General features: G+C 69.5%; 21 protein-coding genes. 11 read left to right on the top strand and 10 right to left on the bottom strand.

Annotated features, from left to right (window positions below):
* Positions 1–69 precede the first annotated feature (69 nt).
* Entirely contained in the window at positions 70–1,089 is a 1,020-nt protein-coding gene (locus WA670_RS40180) for a 2Fe-2S iron-sulfur cluster-binding protein (protein ID WP_336161329.1), read from the bottom strand.
* Between the two features lie 224 nt (positions 1,090–1,313).
* On the opposite strand from WA670_RS40180, the gene WA670_RS40175 reads away from it, so the two are divergent.
* The 4 genes from WA670_RS40175 to WA670_RS40160 all read left to right on the top strand — a co-directional run bounded on the left by WA670_RS40175 (position 1,314) and on the right by WA670_RS40160 (position 4,181).
* Positions 1,314–1,700, top strand: a complete 387-nt coding sequence (locus WA670_RS40175) for a nuclear transport factor 2 family protein (protein WP_037810752.1) — start codon at positions 1,314–1,316, stop codon at positions 1,698–1,700.
* Positions 1,701–1,789: 89 nt separating this feature from the next.
* Complete coding sequence (locus WA670_RS40170) at positions 1,790–2,935, top strand: Rieske 2Fe-2S domain-containing protein (RefSeq protein WP_037810750.1); 1,146 nt, start codon at positions 1,790–1,792, stop codon at positions 2,933–2,935.
* Complete coding sequence (locus WA670_RS40165; RefSeq protein ID WP_238605598.1) at positions 2,932–3,195, top strand: ferredoxin; 264 nt, start codon at positions 2,932–2,934, stop codon at positions 3,193–3,195. Before WA670_RS40170 ends, WA670_RS40165 begins: the two co-directional genes overlap by 4 nt.
* A gap of 155 nt (positions 3,196–3,350) precedes the next feature.
* Entirely contained in the window at positions 3,351–4,181 is an 831-nt protein-coding gene (locus tag WA670_RS40160) for an IclR family transcriptional regulator (RefSeq protein ID WP_336161325.1), read from the top strand.
* A 167-nt stretch (positions 4,182–4,348) separates the two neighbouring features.
* Here WA670_RS40160 and WA670_RS40155 read toward each other — a convergent pair whose 3' ends face one another.
* Positions 4,349–5,089: an SDR family NAD(P)-dependent oxidoreductase gene (locus tag WA670_RS40155; protein ID WP_238605596.1), complete on the bottom strand. Its 741-nt coding sequence runs from the start codon at positions 5,087–5,089 to the stop codon at positions 4,349–4,351.
* A gap of 175 nt (positions 5,090–5,264) precedes the next feature.
* On the opposite strand from WA670_RS40155, the gene WA670_RS40150 reads away from it, so the two are divergent.
* On the top strand, positions 5,265–6,008 hold the full coding sequence (locus tag WA670_RS40150; protein WP_336161322.1) for an SDR family NAD(P)-dependent oxidoreductase: 744 nt from the start codon (positions 5,265–5,267) through the stop codon (positions 6,006–6,008).
* A 47-nt stretch (positions 6,009–6,055) separates the two neighbouring features.
* On the opposite strand, the gene WA670_RS40145 is transcribed toward WA670_RS40150, so the two are convergent.
* From WA670_RS40145 to WA670_RS40135, 3 genes are all read right to left on the bottom strand, one after another.
* The gene (locus tag WA670_RS40145; protein ID WP_037810738.1) at positions 6,056–6,922 is read right to left on the bottom strand and encodes a manganese catalase family protein; all 867 of its coding nucleotides are present in this window, start codon (positions 6,920–6,922) and stop codon (positions 6,056–6,058) included.
* A gap of 100 nt (positions 6,923–7,022) precedes the next feature.
* Positions 7,023–8,510 carry an FAD-dependent oxidoreductase gene (locus WA670_RS40140; RefSeq protein WP_336161318.1) on the bottom strand — a complete coding sequence of 496 codons (1,488 nt, stop codon included), beginning with the start codon at positions 8,508–8,510 and terminating at the stop codon, positions 7,023–7,025.
* Entirely contained in the window at positions 8,510–8,944 is a 435-nt protein-coding gene (locus WA670_RS40135) for a DUF4383 domain-containing protein (protein WP_134669227.1), read from the bottom strand. Before WA670_RS40135 ends, WA670_RS40140 begins: the two co-directional genes overlap by 1 nt.
* A 141-nt stretch (positions 8,945–9,085) precedes the next feature.
* On the opposite strand from WA670_RS40135, the gene WA670_RS40130 reads away from it, so the two are divergent.
* Together WA670_RS40130 and WA670_RS40125 are read left to right on the top strand one after the other, a co-directional pair.
* Positions 9,086–10,099, top strand: coding sequence for a DNA topoisomerase IB (locus tag WA670_RS40130; protein WP_336161316.1), 1,014 nt, complete (start codon positions 9,086–9,088; stop codon positions 10,097–10,099).
* A 47-nt stretch (positions 10,100–10,146) separates the two neighbouring features.
* Positions 10,147–10,962, top strand: coding sequence for an SDR family oxidoreductase (locus tag WA670_RS40125; protein ID WP_336161314.1), 816 nt, complete (start codon positions 10,147–10,149; stop codon positions 10,960–10,962).
* Here the strand turns inward: WA670_RS40125 and WA670_RS40120 are convergent.
* The gene (locus WA670_RS40120; RefSeq protein WP_238605590.1) at positions 10,911–11,429 is read right to left on the bottom strand and encodes a MarR family winged helix-turn-helix transcriptional regulator; all 519 of its coding nucleotides are present in this window, start codon (positions 11,427–11,429) and stop codon (positions 10,911–10,913) included. The two genes, WA670_RS40125 and WA670_RS40120, sit on opposite strands and share 52 nt — an antisense overlap.
* Before the next feature lie 53 nt (positions 11,430–11,482).
* Positions 11,483–12,073, bottom strand: a complete 591-nt coding sequence (locus tag WA670_RS40115; RefSeq protein WP_238605589.1) for a TetR/AcrR family transcriptional regulator — start codon at positions 12,071–12,073, stop codon at positions 11,483–11,485.
* Between the two features lie 96 nt (positions 12,074–12,169).
* Between WA670_RS40115 and WA670_RS40110 the strand changes: the two genes are divergently transcribed.
* Complete coding sequence (locus tag WA670_RS40110; RefSeq protein ID WP_336161313.1) at positions 12,170–13,102, top strand: zinc-binding dehydrogenase; 933 nt, start codon at positions 12,170–12,172, stop codon at positions 13,100–13,102.
* Positions 13,103–13,166: 64 nt separating this feature from the next.
* The gene (locus tag WA670_RS40105) at positions 13,167–13,958 is read left to right on the top strand and encodes an IclR family transcriptional regulator (protein ID WP_051728781.1); all 792 of its coding nucleotides are present in this window, start codon (positions 13,167–13,169) and stop codon (positions 13,956–13,958) included.
* 207 nt (positions 13,959–14,165) lie between these two features.
* Here the strand turns inward: WA670_RS40105 and WA670_RS40100 are convergent, their stop codons facing one another.
* Positions 14,166–17,030: an FAD-binding and (Fe-S)-binding domain-containing protein gene (locus WA670_RS40100; protein WP_336161312.1), complete on the bottom strand. Its 2,865-nt coding sequence runs from the start codon at positions 17,028–17,030 to the stop codon at positions 14,166–14,168.
* Positions 17,031–17,159: 129 nt separating this feature from the next.
* On the opposite strand from WA670_RS40100, the gene WA670_RS40095 reads away from it, so the two are divergent.
* Together WA670_RS40095 and WA670_RS40090 are read left to right on the top strand one after the other, a co-directional pair.
* Positions 17,160–18,425: a hydroxyacid-oxoacid transhydrogenase gene (locus WA670_RS40095; RefSeq protein WP_336161379.1), complete on the top strand. Its 1,266-nt coding sequence runs from the start codon at positions 17,160–17,162 to the stop codon at positions 18,423–18,425.
* A 16-nt stretch (positions 18,426–18,441) separates the two neighbouring features.
* Positions 18,442–19,776 (top strand): MFS transporter, encoded by a 1,335-nt coding sequence (locus WA670_RS40090; RefSeq protein WP_238605586.1) that lies wholly within the window; start codon positions 18,442–18,444, stop codon positions 19,774–19,776.
* Between the two features lie 49 nt (positions 19,777–19,825).
* On the opposite strand, the gene WA670_RS40085 is transcribed toward WA670_RS40090, so the two are convergent.
* Together WA670_RS40085 and WA670_RS40080 are read right to left on the bottom strand one after the other, a co-directional pair.
* Positions 19,826–20,626 (bottom strand): SigB/SigF/SigG family RNA polymerase sigma factor, encoded by an 801-nt coding sequence (locus WA670_RS40085; RefSeq protein WP_037810723.1) that lies wholly within the window; start codon positions 20,624–20,626, stop codon positions 19,826–19,828.
* A gap of 476 nt (positions 20,627–21,102) precedes the next feature.
* Positions 21,103–21,597 carry a hypothetical protein gene (locus WA670_RS40080; RefSeq protein ID WP_037810721.1) on the bottom strand — a complete coding sequence of 165 codons (495 nt, stop codon included), beginning with the start codon at positions 21,595–21,597 and terminating at the stop codon, positions 21,103–21,105.
* Positions 21,598–21,690: the final 93 nt, after the last annotated feature.

Below are 21,690 nucleotides of genomic sequence, written 5' to 3'. Positions count from 1 at the left end.
TGTGTGGGTCGAGCTTGCCAACCGGGAAACCGGATCGGGCCCGGTCTCCTGATGAGTGGAACAGCGGTTTCAGTACTCGATCGCGATCTCGTCGCTGACCGGTTCGGCCTGGCACGCCAGGACGTAACCCTCGGCGAGATCGTCCTCGGTGAGAATCTCGTTGCGCGCCAAGTTCACCTTGCCTTCCGTCAGCGAGCACACGCACGCGCTGCAGGCGCCTTCGCGGCACGAGTACGGCGCGTCGACGCCCGCGGCCAGCAGCGCGTCGAGGAGTTTCGCCCCGGCTTTCCATGGGACGACGTGGTCCTCGCCGTCGAGCGAAACCCGCACGGTGCACGCGACCTCGCCGGTCCCGGATTCCGCCGGCGCGAACGGATCTTGGTGCAGGGAAAGAAAGCGTTCGGAGTGCACCCCGGCCATTCCGACGCTCGCGGCGACCTCCGCGGCCACATCCATGAGCGGCTCCGGACCGCAGAGATAGAGGTCGCGGTCGGCGAACGGATGCAGCAAGACTGTCAGCAGGTTCCGGCTGGGATAGCCCTGTAGTGATTCCAGCAGGTGTATCACCGTGAAGCGATCGGGAAACTTGCTCTCGAGGGCGGCCAGTTCGGCGGCGAAGATCACCGACGCTTCGTCGCGGTTCGCGTAGAGCAGCACGACGTCCCCGCTGCCGCCGAACAGAATCGACTTCGCGATGGCGATCACCGGCGTGATCCCGCTGCCGCCCGCGAGCAGCACCACGGACTGGTCCAGGGAGGCGGGCGTGAAGGTCCCCGCCGGCGGGAGCACGTCCAGCTCAGCGCCCGCGGTGACGGTGTCGCACAGCCAGTTGGACCCGTGCCCGCCCCGCACCCGTTTGACGGTGAACTTCATCGCCTCGTCGCAGTGCGGCGAACTCGACAGCGAGTAGCAGCGGGCGGAACCCGTTCCGGCGTCCGGGACCCGCACGGTCAGGAACTGCCCGGCGCGGTAGCCGAACGCGGGGTCGCCGGCCGGCTCCACGACGAACGAGCGCGCGTCGGCGGTCTCCTCCACGACGGCGGTCACCCGGACCCGTTTCCCGCGGCCGGTACTCGTTTCGGCGGACATCCACCCTCCTGGTCGTCGTCCCTCGCCCCGCCGGACGGGGCCTGCGCACGGTACGGCCGCGCCCGCCCGCCGGATCCCGGTCGTTTCGCTGACTGGGAGACGAGTCGCGAAAGATCTTGTGCGGCAGGCGCTTCCGCCCAGGTCAGCGACATAATGCGGCACAGCTTCCCACCAAGCGGTTGCTCGGGCTCGCTCCCGGCCCCGGGTGTGCTTGCATCCCCCGCATGCTGACCACCGACAAGATCACCCGCACCGTCGCGGAGTACGCGCGCAGGCTCGAAGCAGGCGACCCGGCGCGGATCGCCGCCCTTTACGCCGAGGACGCCACCGTCGAGGACCCCGCGGGCAGCGCCGTCCGCAAGGGCCGGGAAGCCATCGCCGCGTTCTACAGCGAACTCGAAGGCCTCGCCCTCACCGCCGAGCTGCTGACCGTCCGGGCCGCCGGCGACACCGCCGCCTTCCACCTGCGCGTGATCACCACGACCGAGGAGTTCGTGAGCGCGATCGAGCCGATCGACGTCATGACGTTCGACGAGCGCGGCCGGATCACGAGCATGCGCGCGATCTGGAGCCCGGCCGACGTAGTGCACCAGCGGCGTTCCAGTCAGTGAACTGTGACCGGGTTCATGGCCCCGGCGCTTGTTAGAACCGGAACGCACCGGACCGACAGCTCCCCACCAACCCTTCCCAGGAGAGCGCGATGACTTCTCTGCACCAGGACGAGATCCGCCGGATCGAAGCGGATTCCGCCCCCGCCCGCTTCGCCCGCGGCTGGCATTGCCTCGGTCTCGTCCGCGATTTCGCCGACGGGAAACCGCATACCGTGCACGCCTTCGGCACGAAACTCGTGGTGTTCCGCGGGGCGAACGGTAAGATCAATATCCTCGATTCCTACTGTCGGCACCTCGGCGGCGACCTGTCCCAGGGCGAGGTCAAGGGCGACGAGATCGCCTGCCCGTTCCACGACTGGCGCTGGGGCGGCGACGGCCGGTGCAAGCAGATCCCGTACAGCAAACGGGTCCCGATGCTCGCGCGCACGCAGGCGTGGACGACCTTGGAGCAGGATGGTCTGCTGTTCGTCTGGAACGACCCGGAAGGCACGAAGCCGACCGACGAGGTCGCCATCCCCCGCATCGAGGGCGCGGAAAGCGACGAGTGGACCGACTGGCACTGGTACACGACCGTCGTCAACACCAACTGCCGCGAGATCATCGACAACGTCGTCGACATGGCGCATTTCTTTTACGTGCACGGATCGCTGCCGACGTACTTCAAGAACGTCTTCGAGGGCCACGTCGCGACCCAGTACATGAACGGAGACTCCCGCGACGACTACCCCGCGCCCGAAGGACAGCCGAAAATGCTCGGCAGCACCTCCGTCGCGTCGTATTACGGCCCGTCGTTCATGATCGACGACCTGACTTATCACTACGAATTCGGCGACCACCACACGGTTCTGCTGAACTGCCACTACCCGATCACGGCGGATTCGTTCGTGCTGCAGTACGGGATCATCGTCAAGAAATCGGCCACGCTGCCCGAGGACGCCGCGATGCGCTCGGCGATCGCGCTCGGCGACTACATCAAGGTCGGCTTCGAGCAGGACGTCGAGATCTGGAAGAACAAGGCCCGGATCGACAACCCGCTGCTGTGCGAGGAGGACGGGCCGGTGTACCAGCTGCGCCGCTGGTACGAGCAGTTCTACGTCGACGTCGCCGACATCCGCCCGGAGATGGTCGACCGCTTCGAGTACGAACTCGACCTCACCCGGCCGACCCAGGCGTGGCACGACGAGGTGGCCGCCAACATCGCCCGCCAGGCCAAGCCGACGGAGACCGCGCCGTGAGCGAACCGAGGACCGACAACCGGCTCGACGACATGCCGATGCAGCCGCTGCACTGCCAACACTGCGAGGCGCGGCTGCTGGTGCGCAAGAGCACGGTGCACCAGACGAGCCTGCAATGGAACGCCGCCGCGATCGAGGCTTGCGCGGAACTCGGCACGTCGCCGATGCCGGGTCCCGCACTGGCGGGGTGTTCGCGGCTCAAGGAGTCCCTCGACGCCGAGGTCGCCGCCGGGCGGCTGCGGATCGTCCAGACCGTATGACCGCACAGATGCGCCGTGTCCGGATTCCTCGGGCACGGCGCATCTTGCTGTCCGGAGGCGGTTTACAGCCGAGCTCCGGTGTGCCTACACTCCAAGGTGTCAGATTCTGACAGGTAGTCTCAATCTGACATACGCAGTCTGGAGGTGGTGTTGCAATGGCGCACATCGAGGAAGCCCCCGCGGCGATGATCGACCGCGTCGCGTCGCTGCTGGAGTCCTTCGTGGGCGAACGGCCGCTGACTCTGGCCGAACTCGCCCGCCGCTCGCACGTGCCGCGGTCTTCGGCGCACCGGATCCTGCAGCGGCTGGTCGAGCTCGGCTGGGTGGAGCGCAAGGAGTTCACCTACACGCTCGGGGTGCGCATGTTCGAACTCGGCTCGCAGTTCACCCGCCGGCGCACTGTCCCCCGCGCCGCCGTCGCGGTGATGGCTGAGCTGCATCGCCGCAGCGGGCTGACGGTGTACCTCAGCATGCTGGTCGGCGCGGAGATCATGCACCTCGAACGGATCGGCTCGTGGCCGTCCGCCTCCGGGCAGTGGAGCGCGGGCGCCCGGCAGCCGGTCACGCTCACCGCCCCGGGCCGGGCGCTGCTCGCCACTCTCTCGCCCGACCAGTGGCCCGAGCTGCATTTCGGCTACGCACCGACCCAGTACTCCATCCAGACCCGCAGCCAGCTCATGCGCGACCTCGCCCGGGTCCGCGACCGCGGCGGCGTGGCCGTGGACGCGCAGGGCACCCATCACGGCGTGACCGTGGTGGCCGCGCCCATCACGACCATGGACGACGACGGGCACTTCGCGCTGTCGGTGTGCGGGCCGACGCGAGCGCTCGATCTGGTCGCCACGATCACCGAGGTGCGCAATGCCGCGGCGACGGTATGGCGAGTCGCCAACGGCGTGCCCACGCTGCGACCGCGGGCGGTGCCGGACTTGCCGCCCTCGGGCGTCGAGTTGCAGCTGGCCAACGGCGGGTCTGCTTCCGGCTGATCGGCCCTTCGCCGCGGAGGGCCGATCAGCCGGTGCATCAGGCAGTTTGGCCGCCGTCGATCACGAAATCCTGCCCCGCAGGAATGCCACCAGCGCCGCCACCTCGCCGATCATGCCGTGGCGGCGGATCGGCTGCCCCGCCACGGAAAGCCGACCCAGCCGGTGCGTCAAGCGGTTTGGCCGCCGTCGATCACGAAATCCTGCCCCGTGCAATAACTGCTCGCGTCACTGGCCAGAAACGCCACCAACGCCGCCACCTCACCCGTCGTGCCGGGACGGCGGATCGGCTGCCCCGCCACCGCGCCGCCGCCCGCGCGGGTCGTTTCGGAGATCATCTGCGTGTCGATCGCGCCGGGGCAGACGCAGTTGACCCGGATGCCGAACTCGCCGAGTTCCTTCGCCGCGGATTTGCTCGCGCCGCGCAGCCCCCATTTCGACGCGCCGTATCCCAGACCGCCCGCGAAACCGGTCAGCGCCGCGGTCGAGGCGACGTTGACGATCGAACCGCCGCGTTCGCGCATCAACGGCAGCACGGCCTGCATCCCGAGGACCGGGCCGATCAAATTGACCCCCAAGGTATGCGTCAGGTGGTCCTCCTCGAAGCTCTCCAACGGGGCCTTGCGGTAGAAACCGGCATTGTTGACGAGGACATCGACCCGGCCGAATTCGGCGCGGGTGCGTTCCATCGCAGCGGCCCAGTTTTCCTTGCTGCGCACGTCCAATCCGACGGCGAGCGTCTCGCCGTCGATTCCGTCCGCGACCGCGGCGACGGCGCTTTCGTCCAGGTCCGCCAGGACGACGCGGGCGCCCAGCCGCGCGGTGGTCCGGGCGTGCTCGGCACCCTGGCCTTGCGCGGCACCGGTGACGAACACGACTTTGTCCCGCAGGTCGACGAGTTGATCGGGCACGTTCCACTTCCTTCGGCTCGGAGCACTCAGTCGCGCGAAGGTACCTTCGCCGGAAGCGGCCGCGGAGGGCATGCGTCGGCTCAGCGAACACCTGATTTCGCCGTTTGACCGGCACCGCGCGGGACCGTAAGCTCTTACCAAGCGCTTGCTTTGCGCTGACGGAAGAAGGCTGCCCTTGAAGGATTTCCACGGCAAGCCGGGCGTCGCGGTCGTGACCGGCGGCACCGGAGGGCTGGGCTCCGCGATCTGCCGGACCCTCGCCGCGCGCGGCTCCGCGGTCGCCTTCACCTATCGCAGCGATCACGAAGCAGCCAAGCGGCTAGCCACCGAACTCGAAGCGACCGCGGATCCCCTGGACCTCACCGATGCCCGGCAGACCAAGGCGTACATCGAGCGTTTCGGAGCGATCCACACCCTCGTCCACGCCGCCGGACCGCTCGTGCCGCAGCAGCATCTGTCCACAGTAGACCCTGCCGATTTCGGCAGGCATCTCACCGCGGAAGCCGCCGCGTTCTTCAACCTCGTCCATCCGGCATTGCCCGCCCTGCGTGCCAGCAAAGGTTCGATCGTCGCGGTCACCACAGCCGCGACCAAGCGTTACCCAGTCCGCGACGGTCTTTCCGCCGGACCCAAGGGCGCGGTGGAAGCGACCGCCCGGGCACTCGCGGCCGAGGAAGGCCGGTTCGGCGTCCGGGTCAATTGCGTCGGGCCCGGAATGCTGACGGACGGGATGGCCGCGGACCTGATGGCCAACGGCAACCTCGACGACCGTGCGCTCGAAGCGGCCCGGCGCGCCATCCCGTTGCGGACCTTCGGCAACGCGCAGGACGTCGCGGAAGCGGTGTGCTTCCTGGCGTCGGACCGCGCCGGGTTCATCAGCGGGCAGAAGCTCGACGTCGACGGCGGATACGGCGTCTGACCGGCAAGAACCCCGGACGCCACCGGCCCGGGGTCCCTGCGCACCTGTCACTTAGCCTTGTTCTTCGCCTCTTTGGCCTTCCCCTTCAGCGAACCCACCGCGTTCTGCGTCGGCGAGTACGTCCCGTACAGCGCGGGGTCCGGCTTCGGCGCCGTGCCGGGGCCGCCGAGCGGTTTCGGGTCGGTGAGGTACTCGATGCCTTCCCCGCCGAAGCTCCAGCCCGCCTTCGCGCCGTCCGGGCCGTCGGACAGATGCCACACCGTGTTGTTGTGGTCCTGGTTTTCCTCGTCGAACAACGCGGTCGGCGCGATGTCGCTTTCCAGGCCGTCGGCCTTGAGTTCCTCGATCGCGGCCAGCCATTGCTTCTGGTGCACGGTGTCGCGCGCGAGATTGAACTGCAGCATCGCCTTCACGCCGGGGTCGTCGGTCATCCGGTACAGCCGCGCGGTCTGCAGCCTGCCCTGCGCCTCGGCCGCCGCGTTGGCGCGGAAGTCGGCGAGAAGATTGCCGGACGCGACGATGTACTTGCCGTTCCACGGCGTGCCGTTCGAGTCGGCGGGCAGCGCGCCGCCGCCGGCCACGATCGCCTGCTGCGGGTCCATCCCGCCGATCACCGCGGCCATCACCGGGTCCTTCACCGCTTCCGCGGTCGCGGTGGCCGGCGCGCCCTCCAGCAGCCGCGCGACCATCGTGGCGAGCATTTCGACGTGCCCGATCTCCTCGGTCGCGGTGTCCATGATCAGGTCCTTGTACTTGCCCTCGATGCGGCAGTTCCAGCCCTGGAACAGGTACTGCATGGTCACCGTCATCTCGCCGTACGCGCCGCCGATCAGCTCCTGGAGCTTGTGCGCGTAGACCGGATCCGGCTTCTCGGGCTTCGCCTCGAACTGCAGCAGCTTGGTGTGTCGGAACATCAGCGTCCTCTCCCGGGGATTCGAGCCGGGCGGCGCGCCCGGCGAGTCCGGCAGGAATGCCCGCGATCATCCGTCCTACACTCGGCATTCCGGGGTCTTTTCAGGGATTTCGGCGGGGCAGCGGCGCGGTGGCTGGCCCTTCGAGAACGGTGCCGTCGACGTCGAATCGCGAACCGTGGCACGGGCAGTCCCAGCTGCGCTCGGCGGCATTGAACCGCACGAAACAGCCGAGATGCGTGCAGCGCATGGAAACCGCGTGCAATGTTCCTTCCCGGTCGCGGTAAACGCCTTTGCGACCGTGTCCGTCCGCCAGCACTTTCGCCTGGTCCACGGCGATGTCGTCGGTGCTTTTCGCGTCGGCTTGCGCGAGCCGGTCGCCGACGAAGTCCTTCGCCACCTTCGCGTTCTGCTGCATCAGCTTCGACGCCGACTTCAGCGAAATCCGTTGCGGGGAAAAGAGGTCCCGATGCGGATTGGCCGATCCGGTGATCCCGTCGGCTACCACGGTCGCCGCCGCGGTCCCCATCGCCAGGCCCCATTTTCCGAAACCCGTTTCGACCCACAGCTTCCGGGCGCCCGGGAAGTACGGCCCGGCGATCGGGATGGTGTCGTAGGCCTTCGGGTCCTGCGCGGACCACCGGTGCGTGACCTCGTCGACGTCGAAGTGGCGCGCCGCGAATTCGCCCAGCTCGGTGTAGCGCGCGAAGTCGACCGGGTCGCCAGCCGGATGTCCTTGTCCGCCGAGGATCAGCCGGTTCTCGTAGGAGGCGAAAGACCACAATGGACTCCCGGCGCTGATCGCCAGCTCCTGCGGCGGCCTGCCGGATTTCAGTGTCGCGGCGACGCAATACGACCGTTGGACCTCCAGCCGCGGGAAGAACAGCCCGCGGTCGAGGATCGGGTAATGCGTTGCGACGACCACGTTTTCGGCGTCGAGCGCACCGTCCTCGGTCGTGATGCGGTACGGCGGTGCGGCGCTGACCTGCCGGACGCGACTGTTCTCGAAGACGCGGCCGCCCTCGGCCTCGACCGCATCGGCGAGCCCGCGCACGTAGTCGGCCGGATGGAGCGCGAGTTGCCCGGGCAGCCGCACCGCGCCGTGCACCGGGACCGGCAGATCGAGCGCGGTCGTCCATTCGACCGGAAGACCCGCCTGCGTCGCGGCCTCGTACTCCGCTCGCACGGTGTCCACCTCGTCGGCGTCCATCGCGAACGTCGCGGCGGGCAGCCTGCGCAGGCCGCAGTCAATGGGTTCGGCCAGCTCCGCGACCAGTTCGACCCCGGCCAGCGCCGCCTCGGCGTAGGCCGTCGCGGTGGCCGCGTCGTGCTCGCTGAGGAGCGTCGAGTACACAGTGGACTGCAACGCGGTGACCTTCGCGGTGTTGTTGCCGCTGGCCCCCTCCGCGATGCGCCCCGATTCGAGGACGGCCACGTTCACGCCTCGCCGGGCGAGCAACAACGCGGTGGTCATCCCGGCGATGCCGCCGCCGATGACGGCGACCTCGGCGCGTTCCCGCCCGCGCAAGGACGACCGGCCGGTCGCCGACGCGGTCGCGAGCCACAAGGACTGATCTGCGGTGGTGGTCATCAGAGGCTCCTCCGGGTGCCCATCGGGAGGACGCCGAGCACGATCATCGCCACCGCCAGGCCGAGGTGCAGCCAGTTGTCGGCGGTGTTGACCGGGATGAAGTTGGCCGGGCTGCCGTGGTCGATCACCAGCCCGTACACCCACAACGCCAGGTAGACCACCCCGCCGACGACGAGGAAGTTCTTCGCCCCGGCCGGCGTGCGGGCCAGCGCCAGCCCCGCGACGCCGAAGGCCAGGTGCACGACGTTGTGCAGGATCGAGACGCTGAACAGCCCGAGCAGCAATGCGCCCGAATGGTGCCCGGCACCCGCCAGCTGGTCGTAATGCGTGGTGACGCCCGGGATGAACCCGAGGATGCCCACGAGCAGGAACACCGCCCCCACACCGGCGGCGACGAGCTGGCGCGGAGTGCGCTGCGCGACGGCAGTACTCATGACCGGAGCCCTCCCTGAATCCCCCGCACCGGGTCCGGCGCGGAGATATCCGGATAACCGGTGCGGGACCGGGCAAACCTCGACTGCCGGTCGCGCGTCCGGAATCCGGTTTGAAGCCCGCCGCCGCGGGCAACCGCGAGCATGCGGTTACGGCGGAGCGAGCTGTCCTCGCCAGGCATCAAGCGGCAGCGACGCGGCCGCGGCTTCCGGTACCTCGCGCCGGACGGCTCCCCGGTGACCGACTCCGAGGTGCTCGAGCGCATCCACGATCTCGTGATCCCGCCCGCGTGGCGGCGAGTGTGGATCTGCCCCCATCCGACCGGGCACATCCAGGCGGTCGGAACCGACGACGCGGGCCGCCGCCAGTACCTCTACCACCCTGAATGGCGTCGAGCGCGCGACGAGGAGAAGCACGACCGGGTGCTCGCCCTGGCCGCGGAACTGCCGAACGTCCGCGCCGCCATCCAGGAGGATCTGCGCCGGCGCCACCTCGACCGTCGGCGAGTCTCGGCCGCCGCGCTGCGGATGATCGACCGGGGCGTCTTCCGCAGCGGCGGCGAGGAGTACGCCGAAACCAACGGTTCCCACGGCGCGACCACGCTGCTGCGCGAACACGTGAAAATCAGCGGCGACGAGCTGACCTTCTGCTATCCCGCCAAAAGCGGCCTGGTCCGGTCGCTGAGCATGCGCGACGGCGAACTCGCCGCCGTCCTCAAGTCGCTCCGCCGCTGTCGCACCGGCACCACGCGCCTGTTCGTGTACCGCGCCGACGACGGCTGGCACGAACTGCACGCCAGCGACGTCAACGAACGGTTCAAGGAACTCGCCGGCAAGGAGTTCACGGTGAAGGACCTGCGGACCTGGCACGCAACGGTGCTCGCTGCGGTCTCCCTCGCCGCGCGGGAGGAACCGACGTCCCAGCGCGGCCAGGCGAGGGCCGAGACCGCAGCGATGAAGGAGGTCGCGGAGGAACTGGGCAACACGCCTGCCGTCGCCCGGCGCTCGTACGTCGACCCGCGCGTGCTGCGGGAATTCGAGCGGCACAGCACGATCCACCGCGCGGTGCGCAAGGCCGATGCGGACGGGCTCGCGGAGGAGGAGCTGCGGGAGCGGATCGAGAAGGCAGTGATCCGGCTGCTGCGGCGAGCCTCGTGACGATTCGGGTCTTCAATCATATGTACCGCTAATGGTATGTTGCGCTCATGACTCTAGCCGGAAAGACCGTCCTCATGTCCGGCGGCAGCCGCGGCATCGGCCTGGCCATCGCGACCCGCGCGGCGCGGGACGGGGCGAATGTCGTTCTGCTGGCCAAAACCGCCGAACCGCATCCGAAGCTGGAAGGCACCGTCTACACCGCCGCGAAGGAGATCGAAACCGCCGGCGGGCAGGCGCTGCCGATCGTCGGGGACGTGCGCTCCGAGGACGACGTGCTCTCCGCGGCCGAAGCGGCGGCGACGCAGTTCGGCGGCATCGACATCGTCGTGAACAACGCCAGCGCGCTCGACCGGTCCGGCACCGAAGACCTCTCGATGAAGCGCTACGACCTCATGCAGGACATCAACACGCGAGGCACGTTCCTGCTCAGCAAGGCGGCGATCCCGCACCTGCGCAAGGCCGCGAATCCGCACATCCTGACGCTTTCGCCGCCGCTGAACCTCTCCCCCGCGTGGATCGGCGCGCACCTGGGCTACACGCTCTCCAAGTACGGCATGAGCCTGTGCACCGTGGGCCTCGCGGAGGAACTGAAAGCGGACGGAATCGCCGCGAATTCACTGTGGCCGCGCACCCTCATCGACACCGCAGCGGTGCGCAACATCATCGGCGGCGCAAGCCAAGCGCGCACGCCGGAGATCATCGCCGATGCTGCGTACGCGATCCTCACCCGACCGTCGCGCGAATGCACGGGGAATCTGTTCATCGACGACGAAGTGCTCGCCGCCGAAGGCGTGACCGACCTCTCCGGCTATCAGCGCGGCGAAGGCGAACTGGCACTGGACATCTTCGTCGACCCGGCCTGATCCCGCATCCGGTCGAACTCCCCGGGCAGCGTCTCGCCCTCGTTCATCCTCGCCAGCAGCTTGTGCAGCGAATCGTGGGAACGCTGCGGAAGGTCGCTGAGCACGTGCTGGTCGAGGTCGACCAGCAGCTCGTTCGCCTTGCCCAGCGTCTTCCGCCCCGCGTCGCTGAGGTCGACGACGTAGCGCCGCCGGTCTTCGGGGTCTCGGGCGCGGGCGGCGAGCCCGAGGGTCTCGAGGTCGTCCAGGCTGCTGACCATGGTCGCCGGGTCGATGCGCAGGTACGCGCCCAGCGACAGCTGCGACATCGGGCCGTTGTCGGCCAGCGCCTGGAGGACGCTGTAGTGCCGCACCCGCAGGCCCAGCCCGTGCAGCCGGTCCTCGGCGAGCCGGAACACGACCTGGCCGAGTTTGACCAGCAGACAGCTCGTGTGCTCCCCGATCCCGCCCGGCACCAGCGGACCTGACATCGTTTCCCCTGCCCATCATTAGCGGACCGTACGAATCCGATGATACGGGCCGGTCACGCCCGCAGCCGCACACTGCCGTCCATGGCCGCGAAAGCGCGCCGCACGTGCGCGGGGAGTTCGCCCGGCGCGCAGTCGGGCAGCCATTCGTCCAGCGCGCACCGCCAAGCCGCGACGCAGAACTCGACGAGCAGCCGCAGTTCGAGGCTGGAATCCCCGAGCCTGCGCACGATCTCAGCCTCGGTTTCCGCGCAGTGCCGCAGGGTGTGCCCGTTCAGCGCCGGGGATTCGTCGATCAGCCGGAGCGTCGCGGGGAACCGCTGGTACCAGTTCTCGTCCATCCGGCCGAGGGTCGCGAGCATCGCGTCGCGGAAGACGTCGGCGAGCGGGCCGGACTTGGCGGTCTCGTCCAGGACCTCGAGGTAGGCGCTCCAGAGCTCCTTGACCGCGGCGAGCGCGACGTCCTCCTTCGAGCGGAAATTGCGGAAGAACGTCCGGCGCGACACCTCGACCTCGTCGAGCAGCGCGTCGAGCGGGGTGGCGTCGAATCCGCGTTCGCTGAAGATCGCGATCGCGGTTTCCACCAGCGCTTGGCGGGTGCGCTGCTTCTTGCGCTCGCGCAGCGTGAGCGGTCCGGGGTCGGTCATCCGCGGCAGTTTACCCAGCACGCACCGCGGGCGCATATGCTATACAGAAGCAAATGCCACACTGTGGCACATTGACTTCCAGGGGGGTTCCCGACCGTGCGTGCACTCGTTGTCGACCACACCGCGCCCGCGCATTTGTCCCTCGCCGAGGTCGCCGACCCGGTCCCCGCGCCCGGCGAGGCGCTGGTCCGGGTCGCCGCGGCGTCGCTCAACTTCGGCGAGGTCAAGGACGCCGCCGATCCGTCCGCCCCGAACGGCACCGTGATCGGCTGGGACGCGGCGGGCGTCGTCGTCCAGGCGGCCGCCGACGGTTCCGGCCCGGCCGCCGGGACGCCGGTCGTCACCCTCGGCACCGCGGGCTGGGCCGAACTGCGCGCGGTGCCGACGAACCTGGTCGGCACCGTTCCGGATGGCGCTGACCTGGGCGCGATCAGCACTCTTCCGGTCGCCGCGCTGAGCGCTCTGCACGTGCTGCGCCGGATGGGCCCGATCCTCGGACGGCGGGTGCTGATCACCGGCGCGTCCGGCGGAGTGGGCCGGTACGCGGTGCAGCTCGCCGCCCGCGCCGGGGCGGAGGTCGTAGCGATCAGCCGGGATCCCGCTCAAGAGAAAGGCCTGCTCGCGCTGGGTGCGGCCGAGGTGCGCACGTCGGTCGCCGATGTCGACCGGCCGGTGTTCGCGGTGCTGGACAACGTCGGCGGGCCGGATCTCGTGGCCGCCTTCGCCGCGTTGGAGGCGGGCGGCACGCTGATCAACGTGGGCCGCTCAGCCGAGGCGGACGCGGTGCTGCCGCCGGAGGCCTTCTTGGGCACCGAGGGGCGGCACGACCGGTCGATCCGCACGTTCTTCCTGCTGGCCGATCCCGCGGCCGGCTTCTCCGCCGACCTGACCTGGCTGGCCGCCGAAACCGCCGCCGGACGGCTCGACCCGGACATCAGCTGGCGCGGGCCGTGGGACCGGTACGCGGAGGCGGTGCAGGCGCTGGTCGGCCGGAGGTTGCGCGGAAAGGCGGTACTGGAGATCGGCTGAGCGGACCGGACGCGGCACGCGTTAACCTGGCCTCACCCGACAGCGCGAGAACCACGGAACCCAGGTGAACCAGACCGGAGCACAGCCGCCAGCCGGAACGCAGGCCATCCGCCGGGCGCTCGGCATCCTGCGGCTCCTCATGGACGAGGACGGGGAACTCACGCTGTCCGCGATCGCCCGCAAACTGGACCTCACGCCGGGCACGACGCACCGGGTAGTGGGCGCGCTGAGCGCCGACGGGCTCGTCGCGCACAACCCCCGCACCGACAGCTACCACCTCGGCCCCGGCTCGATCCTGCTCGGCCAGGCCGCCCAGCGGGTGCACGGGCTCCAGCTCGCGCTGCCGGTCATCCAGCGGATCAACGCCGACACCGGAGAATCGGTCAACATCACGATCCGCGAGGGCCACGAATCGGTGGTGCTGCTGCGCGCGCAGTCGACGCTCCCGCTGCGGTTCGAGCAGCACCCCGGCGCGCGTTTCCCGTTGTACGCCACGGCTTCCGGCAAGGCGATGCTCGCCCATTCCCTCGACGCGGAGTCCTACCTCGCGAGCCTCCCGGAGCAGCTGCCCGCGCTGACGCCGCACACCCTCGCCACCCGCGACGCCCTCGCCGTGGAGCTGACCGAGACGCGCGATCGCGGGTACAGCATCGACAACGAGGAAAACGTCGCCGGAGTGCGCTGCGTCGGCGCGGGAGTCCTGGACGACCGCGGTCTGGCCCGGGCTGCGGTGGTGATTCAGGTGCCGACTGTCCGGCTGCCCGAGGATCGGATTCCCGAACTGGGCGCTCTTGCGATCGAGGCGGCGAAGGAAATCGCGCCATTCCTGCCGCCGGACCGGCTCACTCGCTACTGACGTCGCCAGGCGTACGTGAGGGGAACCCTCAGGGAATCTGATTCCCTCAGGGTTCCCCTCACGTACCTTCGTCCCCGCCGGACTGCGCCCCATCGATAGTCATTCAAGTGCCGACTGTCCGGCTGCCCGAGGACCGGATCCCCGAGCTCGGCGCCCTTGCGATCGAGGCGGCCAAGGAAATCGCGCCGTTCCTGCCGCCGGACCGGCTCACTCGCTACTGACTCCGAGGGCCCGCGCCGTCAGCGAAGCAAGATGCGCAGGCTGATGCTCGGACAACTGCCGAATCTGCGTCCGGCAGCTGAACCCGTCCGCATGCACCACCGTGCCCTCCGGCGCCGCGCGCAGAGCAGGCATCAGCTGGTGCTCCGCGACCGCGACGGAAACGTCGTAATGCCCCCGCTGGAACCCGAAATTCCCTGCCAACCCGCAACAACCCTCGTGCAGCACTTGCGAATGCTCGGACAACCGCCCGAGCAGCTGCGAATCGGCGTCGTAGCCGAGGTCCGCATGTTGGTGACAATGCACCTGCGTGAGCACCGGCGCCGCGGACTTCGTCAACGCTGGAAGCTCGCTCTCCCCGACATGCTCCGCGAACGTCCGGACGCTGCGCTTCAGCAAGGCCGTCCGCGGGTCCTCCGGCAGCAGCTCCGAGCCGTCCTCCCGCAGGGTCGCGGTGCAGCTCGGCTCCAGGCCGATCACCGGAATTCCCTGTTGCAGCCACGGATCCAGCGCATCGAGAGACCGGCGCAAGACCCGGCGCGCGGCGCTCAGCTGGCCGGTGCTGTGCCAGGTCAGTCCACAACAGACGGTCCGCTCCGGGATGACCACCTCGTGGCCAAGGGCTTCCAGCACGGCGACCGCGTCCCGGCCGACCTGGGGGTCGAAGAAGTTCGTGAAGGTGTCCGGCCACAGCACGACTTTCGACGAGGACGTCACCCGTTCCCGGTGGCGGAACCACGAAGCGAACGTCGGCGACGCGAGCTCCGGCAATGCGCGTTCGGCGGCGATCCCGCCCAGGCGGTTCAGAACCGGCCGGAGCGGGCCGCCGGCGACGGCGTTGATCGCGCGGGCGAACGGGGCGCCCAGCCGGAGCCATCGCGGCAGCGCGCCCATCGTGTAGTGCGACATCGGGCGGATCCGTCGCTCGTAGTGACGGCTGAGGAATTCGGTCCGGTAGGAGGCCATGTCGACGCCGACCGGGCAGTCGGATTTGCACGCCTTGCAGCCGAGGCAGAGGTCGAGCGCGTCGCGGACTTCGGGTGAGCGCCAGCCGTCCTCGATGACGTCTCCGGCCAGCATTTCGAACAGCAGACGCGCCCGGCCGCGGGTCGAGTGCTCTTCCTTGCCGGTGGCGCGGTAGCTCGGGCACATCATCCCGCCGGACGCGGAGACGCATTTGCCCACGCCCACGCATCGCCGGGACGCCGCGGCCAGGTCGCCGTCGTCGGCGTGCAGGGCGAGCCGGGCCCGGGTCGGCAGGATCGGCGGGGCGATGACCGTGCGCAAATCGGCGTCCAGCGGCGCGGGATCGACGACGCGGCCGGGGTTCATGCCGTTCGCGGGGTCGAAAGCGGCTTTGAAGTCGGCGAACGCCTGCATCAGCCGCGGCGAGAACATCAGCGGCAGGAGTTCCGCCCGCGCTTGGCCGTCGCCGTGTTCGCCGGACAGCGAGCCACCGTGGGATACCACGAGTTCCGCGGCCTCGACCATGAACGACCGATACGCTTCCTTCGCTTCCGGGGCGGCCATCGGGAAATCGATCCGCACGTGCAGACAACCGTCGCCGAAATGGCCGTAGACCACGCCTTTCCGGCCGTGCTTGTCCAGCAGCAGGTCGAATTCGCGCAGGTACGCGCCGAGCCGGTCCGGCGGGACCGCGGAGTCCTCCCAGCCCGACCACGCCTCGGAGCCGTCCGCCAGCCGCGTCGCGAGACCGGCGCCTTCTTCCCGGATCCGCCAGAGTTTCCGCTGGGCAACAGGATCCTCCACGACCAGCGACGAAGCGCCGACCTGCGGGGCGCGCGCGGCGACCTGGCGGGCGACGGCCAGCGCCTCCGCCGCGTCGTCACCGCCGGTTTCCAGGTACAGCCACGCCGTTCCGTCCGGCAGGGTGCTGCGGTCGCCGGGTTTCCGGGCGTCGAGAGCGGCGACCAGACCTGCCTCGATGCCTTCCATCGTCAGCACTGGCAGGTCGAGCAACGACGGGACCGCGTCGGCGGCGGCGATGCTGTTCTCGAAACCCAGCACGGCGAGGGCACGCGTCGCCGGGATCGGGGCCAGGTCGACGACCGCGCTCAGCATCGTCACGCAGGTGCCCTCGGAGCCGACGAGGGCCTTCGCGACGTCGAAACCGTTCTCCGGCAACAGGTATTCGAGGTTGTACCCGGACACGCGCCGCGGCAGTTTCGGGTAGCCGAGCCGGATGTCGGCCAGGTACTCGTCGCGCAGGTCCCGCAAGCCGCGGTAGAGCGCGCCGACCGAATCCGAGCGGGCGCAGAGTTCCGCCAGCTCCGCCGGTGAAGTGGGACCGACCTCGAGCCGAGTTCCGTCGAGGAGGGCGATTTCCAGCGCGCGGACGTTGTCGACCGTCTTGCCCCAGGCCACCGAATGCGACCCGCAGGCGTTGTTGCCGATCATGCCGCCGATCGTGCACCGGCTGTGCGTCGACGGGTCCGGTCCGAAGGTGAGCCCGTGCCCGGCGGCCCGTTCGCGCAGCCGGTCCAGCACGAGACCGGGTTCGACGTGCGCGGTGCGGGCGGCGGGGTCGAGGTCCAGCACGCGGTTGAGGTGCCGGGTGAAATCCAGGATCACCGCGCGGTTCGCGGCCTGCCCGCCGATGCTGGTCGCCGCGCCGCGCGGGAGGACAGGCGCGCCGTGGTCCGCACACACCCGCAGCGCCGCCACCACGTCGTCCGCGCTGCGCGGCCGCACCACGAGCAGCGGGACGTGCCGGTAGTTCGACGCGTCGGTGGAGTGGGTGGCGAGCGTGGCCGGGTCGCCGGCGACCTCGCCGGACACCGCCCGCGCGAGTGCTTCCTGCAGTGCCGATTGCGAACGGGCTCGGGCCGGCATGGGCGTCTCCTGGGAAATCGGGGGTTCACAGCGCCGCGGTCGCCGGGCTACCGTGAAGGCTCGCCACATAGTGGATATAGCTTCCACATGTTGTCAACATCGACGTGAGGAGTGGTCTCCTTGACCGACATGCCCCGCAACGAAAGCGTCTTCACCTGGGCCGCGCCCCCGCTGAAGTTCGGTGCCGGCGCCCTCGACGAGCTGGGCGCGGAGGTGGCCGCCCGGCAGGCCAGGTCGTGCCTGATCCTCACCGACCCCGGCGTCCGCGCCACCGGCATCCCGGACCGGGCGCTCGACTCGATCCGCGCGGCCGGCGTGAAGAGCGAGATCTTCGACGGCGTCGGCGTCGAACCGACCGACGCGAGCATCGTCGAGGCCGTCGCCTACGCCCGCCAGCAGGAATGGGACTGCTTCGTCGCGATCGGCGGCGGCTCGGCGATCGACACCGCCAAGGCCGTCAACCTGCTGACCACACACCCCGGCGAACTGCTCGACTTCGTGACCCCGCCGATCGGCGCGGGCAAGGCCCCGTGGCTGCCGCTGAAGCCGCTGATCGCCGTCCCGACCACCGCGGGCACCGGGTCCGAATCGACCACGATCTGCGTCGTCGACCTGCTCGGCCTGCACCTCAAGGCCGGGGTGAGCCACCCGTCGCTGCGCCCGTCGCTGGCGGTCGTCGACCCGCGCACGACGATCAGCCTCCCCTCGGCGGTCACCGCGGCCAGCGGCATGGACGTCCTCTCGCACGCGCTGGAGAGCTACACCAGCGTCGCGTTCGACGCGAAGCCCGCGCCGGAAGACCCGATGAAACGGCCGGCGTTCTGCGGCTCCAACCCGATCAGCGACGTCTGGTGCGAGATGGCGCTGACGTTGGTGGGCAAGCATTTGCGCGCCGCTGTCCTCAATGGACGCGACCTGACCGCGCGCACCCAGATGGCGCTCGCGTCGACCTACGCCGGAACCGGTTTCGGCAACGCCGGCACGCACCTGCCGCACGCGAACGCGTACCCGATCGCCGGTGCGGTGAAGCAGTACCGCGCCGAGGGCTACCCGGAGATGCCGATGGTCCCGCATGGCCAGGCCGTGTCCGCGACCGCCGCCGAGGTCTTCCGCTGGACCTATCCCTCGGCGCCCGAACGGCATCTGCACGCCGCGCACCTGCTGTCCGGCGGCCAGACCTTCACCGCCACCGACGGCGCCGACGCGCTCCCCCACGTGCTCGCCGAGCTGATGGCCGACATCCAGATGCCGAAGGGACTGCACGCGTTCGGATACGGCGACGAGGACATCGACACCCTCGTCGACGGCACCCTCAAGCAGACCCGTCAGCTGGCTGTCGTGCCCCGTCCGGTCACCCGGGCCGCGCTCGAAGACATCTTCCGCCGTTCGCTCTGACCCTCGGGAGTTATCAATGGCGACAACTCCGGAAAAGAGCACCGACGTCCGCCTGGTGGTCGCGTCGAGCGTGTTCGGCACGACCGTCGAGTGGTACGACTTCTTCCTCTACGGCACCGCCGCGGGACTCGTCTTCAACAAACTGTATTTCCCCGGCTCCGATCCCCTGGTCGGCACCGTGCTGGCCTTCGCGACCTTCGCGCTCGGCTTCCTCGCCCGCCCGGTCGGCGGATTCGTCTTCGGCCACCTCGGCGACCGGGTCGGGCGCAAGAAGATCCTCGTCGCGACCATGCTCATCATGGGCACCGCGACCTGTCTCATCGGGCTGCTGCCCGACTACCGGATGATCGGCCCGGCCGCCCCGATCATCCTCGTCGTCCTCCGGCTGGCCCAGGGCGTCGCGGTCGGCGGCGAATGGGGCGGCGCGGTGCTGATGGCCACCGAGTACGCCCCGGCCGGGAAACGCGGGCTCTACGGCAGTTTCCCGCAGATCGGGCTGGCCATCGGGCTCACGCTGGGCACCGGCGTGCTGGCGCTGCTGAACGCGGTCACCAGCGACGAGGCGTTCCTGTTGTGGGGCTGGCGAATCGGCTTCCTGCTGTCCGCCGTGCTGGTGGTGGCGGGCCTGCTGATCCGGGTCAAGGTGATGGAAACCCCGGCCTTCCGCACGATGGCGGCCGAGGAGGGCACCGCGACCGTGCCCGCCGTCGAACTGGTCCGCGACCGGCTCTCCCGGCGGCATCTGCTGCTCGGCATGGGCAGCCGCTTCACCGAGGGCGTGGCGTTCAACGCGTGGGCGGTCTTCGTGATCTCCTACGGCAGCGGAACGCTGAAGCTGGACCGGCAGCCGCTGCTGGTCGGCGTGATGATCGCGGCCGCGGTGATGGTGGTGTTCATCCCGGTGTTCGGCCGGGTGTCCGACCGGCTCGGCCGACGCCGGACCTTCACCACCGGAGCCGTGACGACGCTCGTGCTGGCGATCCCCGCACTGGCGGCACTGCACAGCGGCAATCCGGTGCTGATCACGCTCTCGCTGATCGCGGTGCTGGGCATCAGCTACCCGGTGATGTACGGCCCGCAGGCGGCGTTCTATGCCGAACTGTTCCCGATTTCGCGGCGATGCACCGGGATTTCGGTGGTGTACCAGCTTTCCGGCGTCGTGGCTTCGGGGCTGACCCCGCTGATCCTGGCGTATCTCGCCGGGAAGACCGGCACGACCGGCATCCTGGTCTACCTCGCCGCGACGACGGTGGTGAGCGTGGTCTGCACGCTGGCGATCCGGCAGAGCGACCTGTTCGAGGACGACGAGCGGATTTCCGCGCCAGTCAAGGAGGTTCCCCGGTTCACCTGAGCGGCGAGCCTCGTGAGCGGCGGTGCCGGTTTCTCACCGGCACCGCCGCTCACGAGGCCGGACCGGCCGCCTCGGTGAGCTGCTCCCGCAGCGTGCCCAGCGTCCGGGCCAGCAACCGCGAAACCTGCATCTGCGACAGTCCGACCCGTTCGGCGATCTGGCTCTGCGTCATGTTCGAGAAGAACCGCATGACGACGATCGCGCGCTCCCGTTCCGGCAGGCTCCGCAGCAGCGGCTTGAGCGTTTCCCGGTCCTCGAGCTTCTCGATTTCCGGATCCTCGTCGCCGAGGGTGTCGGCCAGCGCGATCGAGCCGCTGTCGTCGTGGGCCGGATAGTCGATGGACGCGGCCTGGTACGCGTTCCCGGCGTGCAGGGCTTCGGTGACCTCGTCCAGATCGAGGTCGAGATGGTCGGCGAGTTCGCGCGCGGTGGGCGCGCGGCCGAGGCGCTGGCCCAGGTCGGTGGCGGCCTGGCCGATCGTCACGTGGAGTTCCTTGAGCCGCCGCGGGACGCGGACCGACCAGGTGTGGTCGCGGAAGTACCGGCGGACCTCGCCCATCACCGTCGGGACGGCGAAGGCGACGAAATCCGTCTGCCGCGCCGGGTCGTAGCGGTCGACGGCGTTGATGAGGCCGATCCGCGCGACCTGCAGGAGGTCCTCGGACGGCTGGCCGCGCCGGGCGAAGCGGCGGGCGATGTGCTCGGCCAGCGGGAGGTGTTCCTCGATGAGGCGGCGGCGCAGCCGGGAGTGCTCGTCGGTGTCCTCGGCGAGGCGGCTGATCTCCTCGAACAGCACCGCGCAGTGGCGGTAGTCGTCGCGCCGGGTGCGGGTCATGGTCGCCGCGGTCATGTAAATCCTCCTGACAGCCGAAGGGAACGTGACTCGTGTAGTGCCATGGAGCGCATCGCGTCGCCGACGCTAATCATCCTTAGTGGACAGTGCTCGGCGCCGCAAGGCGAGCAGGCGGCGGCTCCGCGTGCTCGCCGGGGCGCCAGGCAGCCGGAGTGTCATGGCCGGGTGGTACCCGCCCGAGAGCAAGATCAATCAGGCGGCCACCCGAATGGGGGCTCAAGTCACATCGCGCCGACGCGGCAGAGTGGCGCGATCGCCGACGGAACGCGAGACCGGCGAGGCGAGCTGCCCGATGCGGTGACCGTCCCTCGCGCGATGCGGTGACGAACCGGCGAACCTGCGGAACGATGCTGGCATTGGCGAAATAGCGGAGAACGACGAGATCTTCGCCGGAATCGATTTCGATCGCGGTCAACCATCCGTGGACCTGGGTCGAGAGCGCCGAATTGCGGACGGCTCTCCAGCGGGAAGGATCAGCTTCCGGACCGCCATCGCCCGCGCACCGAACGGCGGTCGGCGCGGCTGAGCACGCCCGAGGTGTCGCGCGTCCAGTGTCCGCCGCGGGAATCGGTGAAGGACAGGCCGGGCACAGCGGCCGCGGAGTACAGGTCGTCCACCGGCATGGCGTCCTCGCCGAACGGCAGCGCGCGGACGGCGGTCGCGCCCGGCGGGATGATCGCGAGCCGGGTGCGGTGCGGCTCGTCCTCGTCCGGGCGGCTGATCTCCAGCGAGCAGTCGAACACCGGTGCGTCGCCGCTGTTGTGCGCGCACACGACGTAGTCCTCGTCCCGGTCGTGCCGGGCGCCCTCGTCGAGCCACGCGGAGACCGACTGCGCCTGCTGCTCCTGCCGGACTTCCGCCTGGTCTTTCCGGTTGAGCAGCATGATCCACACATACGAGGCGAACCCCAGCAGCGAGCCCGCGCTCCCGATCGCCGATACCCACGTCGCGGTCAGTTGTGATCCCATTTCCGCTGATCTTCCGCGATCCGGCCGCGCCGAAACCCGGTCCGGCAGAGGTTTGGACCTTCACCGGCCGGGGTACCAAGAGCGCGGCGCGGA

This window comes from Amycolatopsis sp. VC5-11 (assembly GCF_037034185.1).
In the GTDB taxonomy this organism is placed as follows: domain Bacteria; phylum Actinomycetota; class Actinomycetes; order Mycobacteriales; family Pseudonocardiaceae; genus Amycolatopsis; species Amycolatopsis nivea.
Note: the sequence above shows the minus strand (reverse complement) of the source record. Positions and strands in the feature narration are given on the sequence as shown.

What these genes read in the sequence shown, in the direction of transcription:
- WA670_RS40120 (WP_238605590.1), bottom strand. Translation starts at nt 11,429, where the DNA reads ATGTCAGGTCCGCTGGTGCCGGGCGGGATCGGGGAGCACACGAGCTGT.
- WA670_RS40175 (WP_037810752.1), top strand. Translation starts at nt 1,314, where the DNA reads ATGCTGACCACCGACAAGATCACCCGCACCGTCGCGGAGTACGCGCGC.
- WA670_RS40170 (WP_037810750.1), top strand. Translation starts at nt 1,790, where the DNA reads ATGACTTCTCTGCACCAGGACGAGATCCGCCGGATCGAAGCGGATTCC.
- WA670_RS40180 (WP_336161329.1), bottom strand. Translation starts at nt 1,089, where the DNA reads ATGTCCGCCGAAACGAGTACCGGCCGCGGGAAACGGGTCCGGGTGACC.
- WA670_RS40085 (WP_037810723.1), bottom strand. Translation starts at nt 20,626, where the DNA reads ATGACCGCGGCGACCATGACCCGCACCCGGCGCGACGACTACCGCCAC.
- WA670_RS40125 (WP_336161314.1), top strand. Translation starts at nt 10,147, where the DNA reads ATGACTCTAGCCGGAAAGACCGTCCTCATGTCCGGCGGCAGCCGCGGC.
- WA670_RS40145 (WP_037810738.1), bottom strand. Translation starts at nt 6,922, where the DNA reads ATGTTCCGACACACCAAGCTGCTGCAGTTCGAGGCGAAGCCCGAGAAG.
- WA670_RS40135 (WP_134669227.1), bottom strand. Translation starts at nt 8,944, where the DNA reads ATGAGTACTGCCGTCGCGCAGCGCACTCCGCGCCAGCTCGTCGCCGCC.
- WA670_RS40080 (WP_037810721.1), bottom strand. Translation starts at nt 21,597, where the DNA reads ATGGGATCACAACTGACCGCGACGTGGGTATCGGCGATCGGGAGCGCG.
- WA670_RS40100 (WP_336161312.1), bottom strand. Translation starts at nt 17,030, where the DNA reads ATGCCGGCCCGAGCCCGTTCGCAATCGGCACTGCAGGAAGCACTCGCG.
- WA670_RS40095 (WP_336161379.1), top strand. Translation starts at nt 17,160, where the DNA reads ATGCCCCGCAACGAAAGCGTCTTCACCTGGGCCGCGCCCCCGCTGAAG.
- WA670_RS40090 (WP_238605586.1), top strand. Translation starts at nt 18,442, where the DNA reads ATGGCGACAACTCCGGAAAAGAGCACCGACGTCCGCCTGGTGGTCGCG.
- WA670_RS40140 (WP_336161318.1), bottom strand. Translation starts at nt 8,510, where the DNA reads ATGACCACCACCGCAGATCAGTCCTTGTGGCTCGCGACCGCGTCGGCG.
- WA670_RS40115 (WP_238605589.1), bottom strand. Translation starts at nt 12,073, where the DNA reads ATGACCGACCCCGGACCGCTCACGCTGCGCGAGCGCAAGAAGCAGCGC.
- WA670_RS40160 (WP_336161325.1), top strand. Translation starts at nt 3,351, where the DNA reads ATGGCGCACATCGAGGAAGCCCCCGCGGCGATGATCGACCGCGTCGCG.
- WA670_RS40130 (WP_336161316.1), top strand. Translation starts at nt 9,086, where the DNA reads ATGCGGTTACGGCGGAGCGAGCTGTCCTCGCCAGGCATCAAGCGGCAG.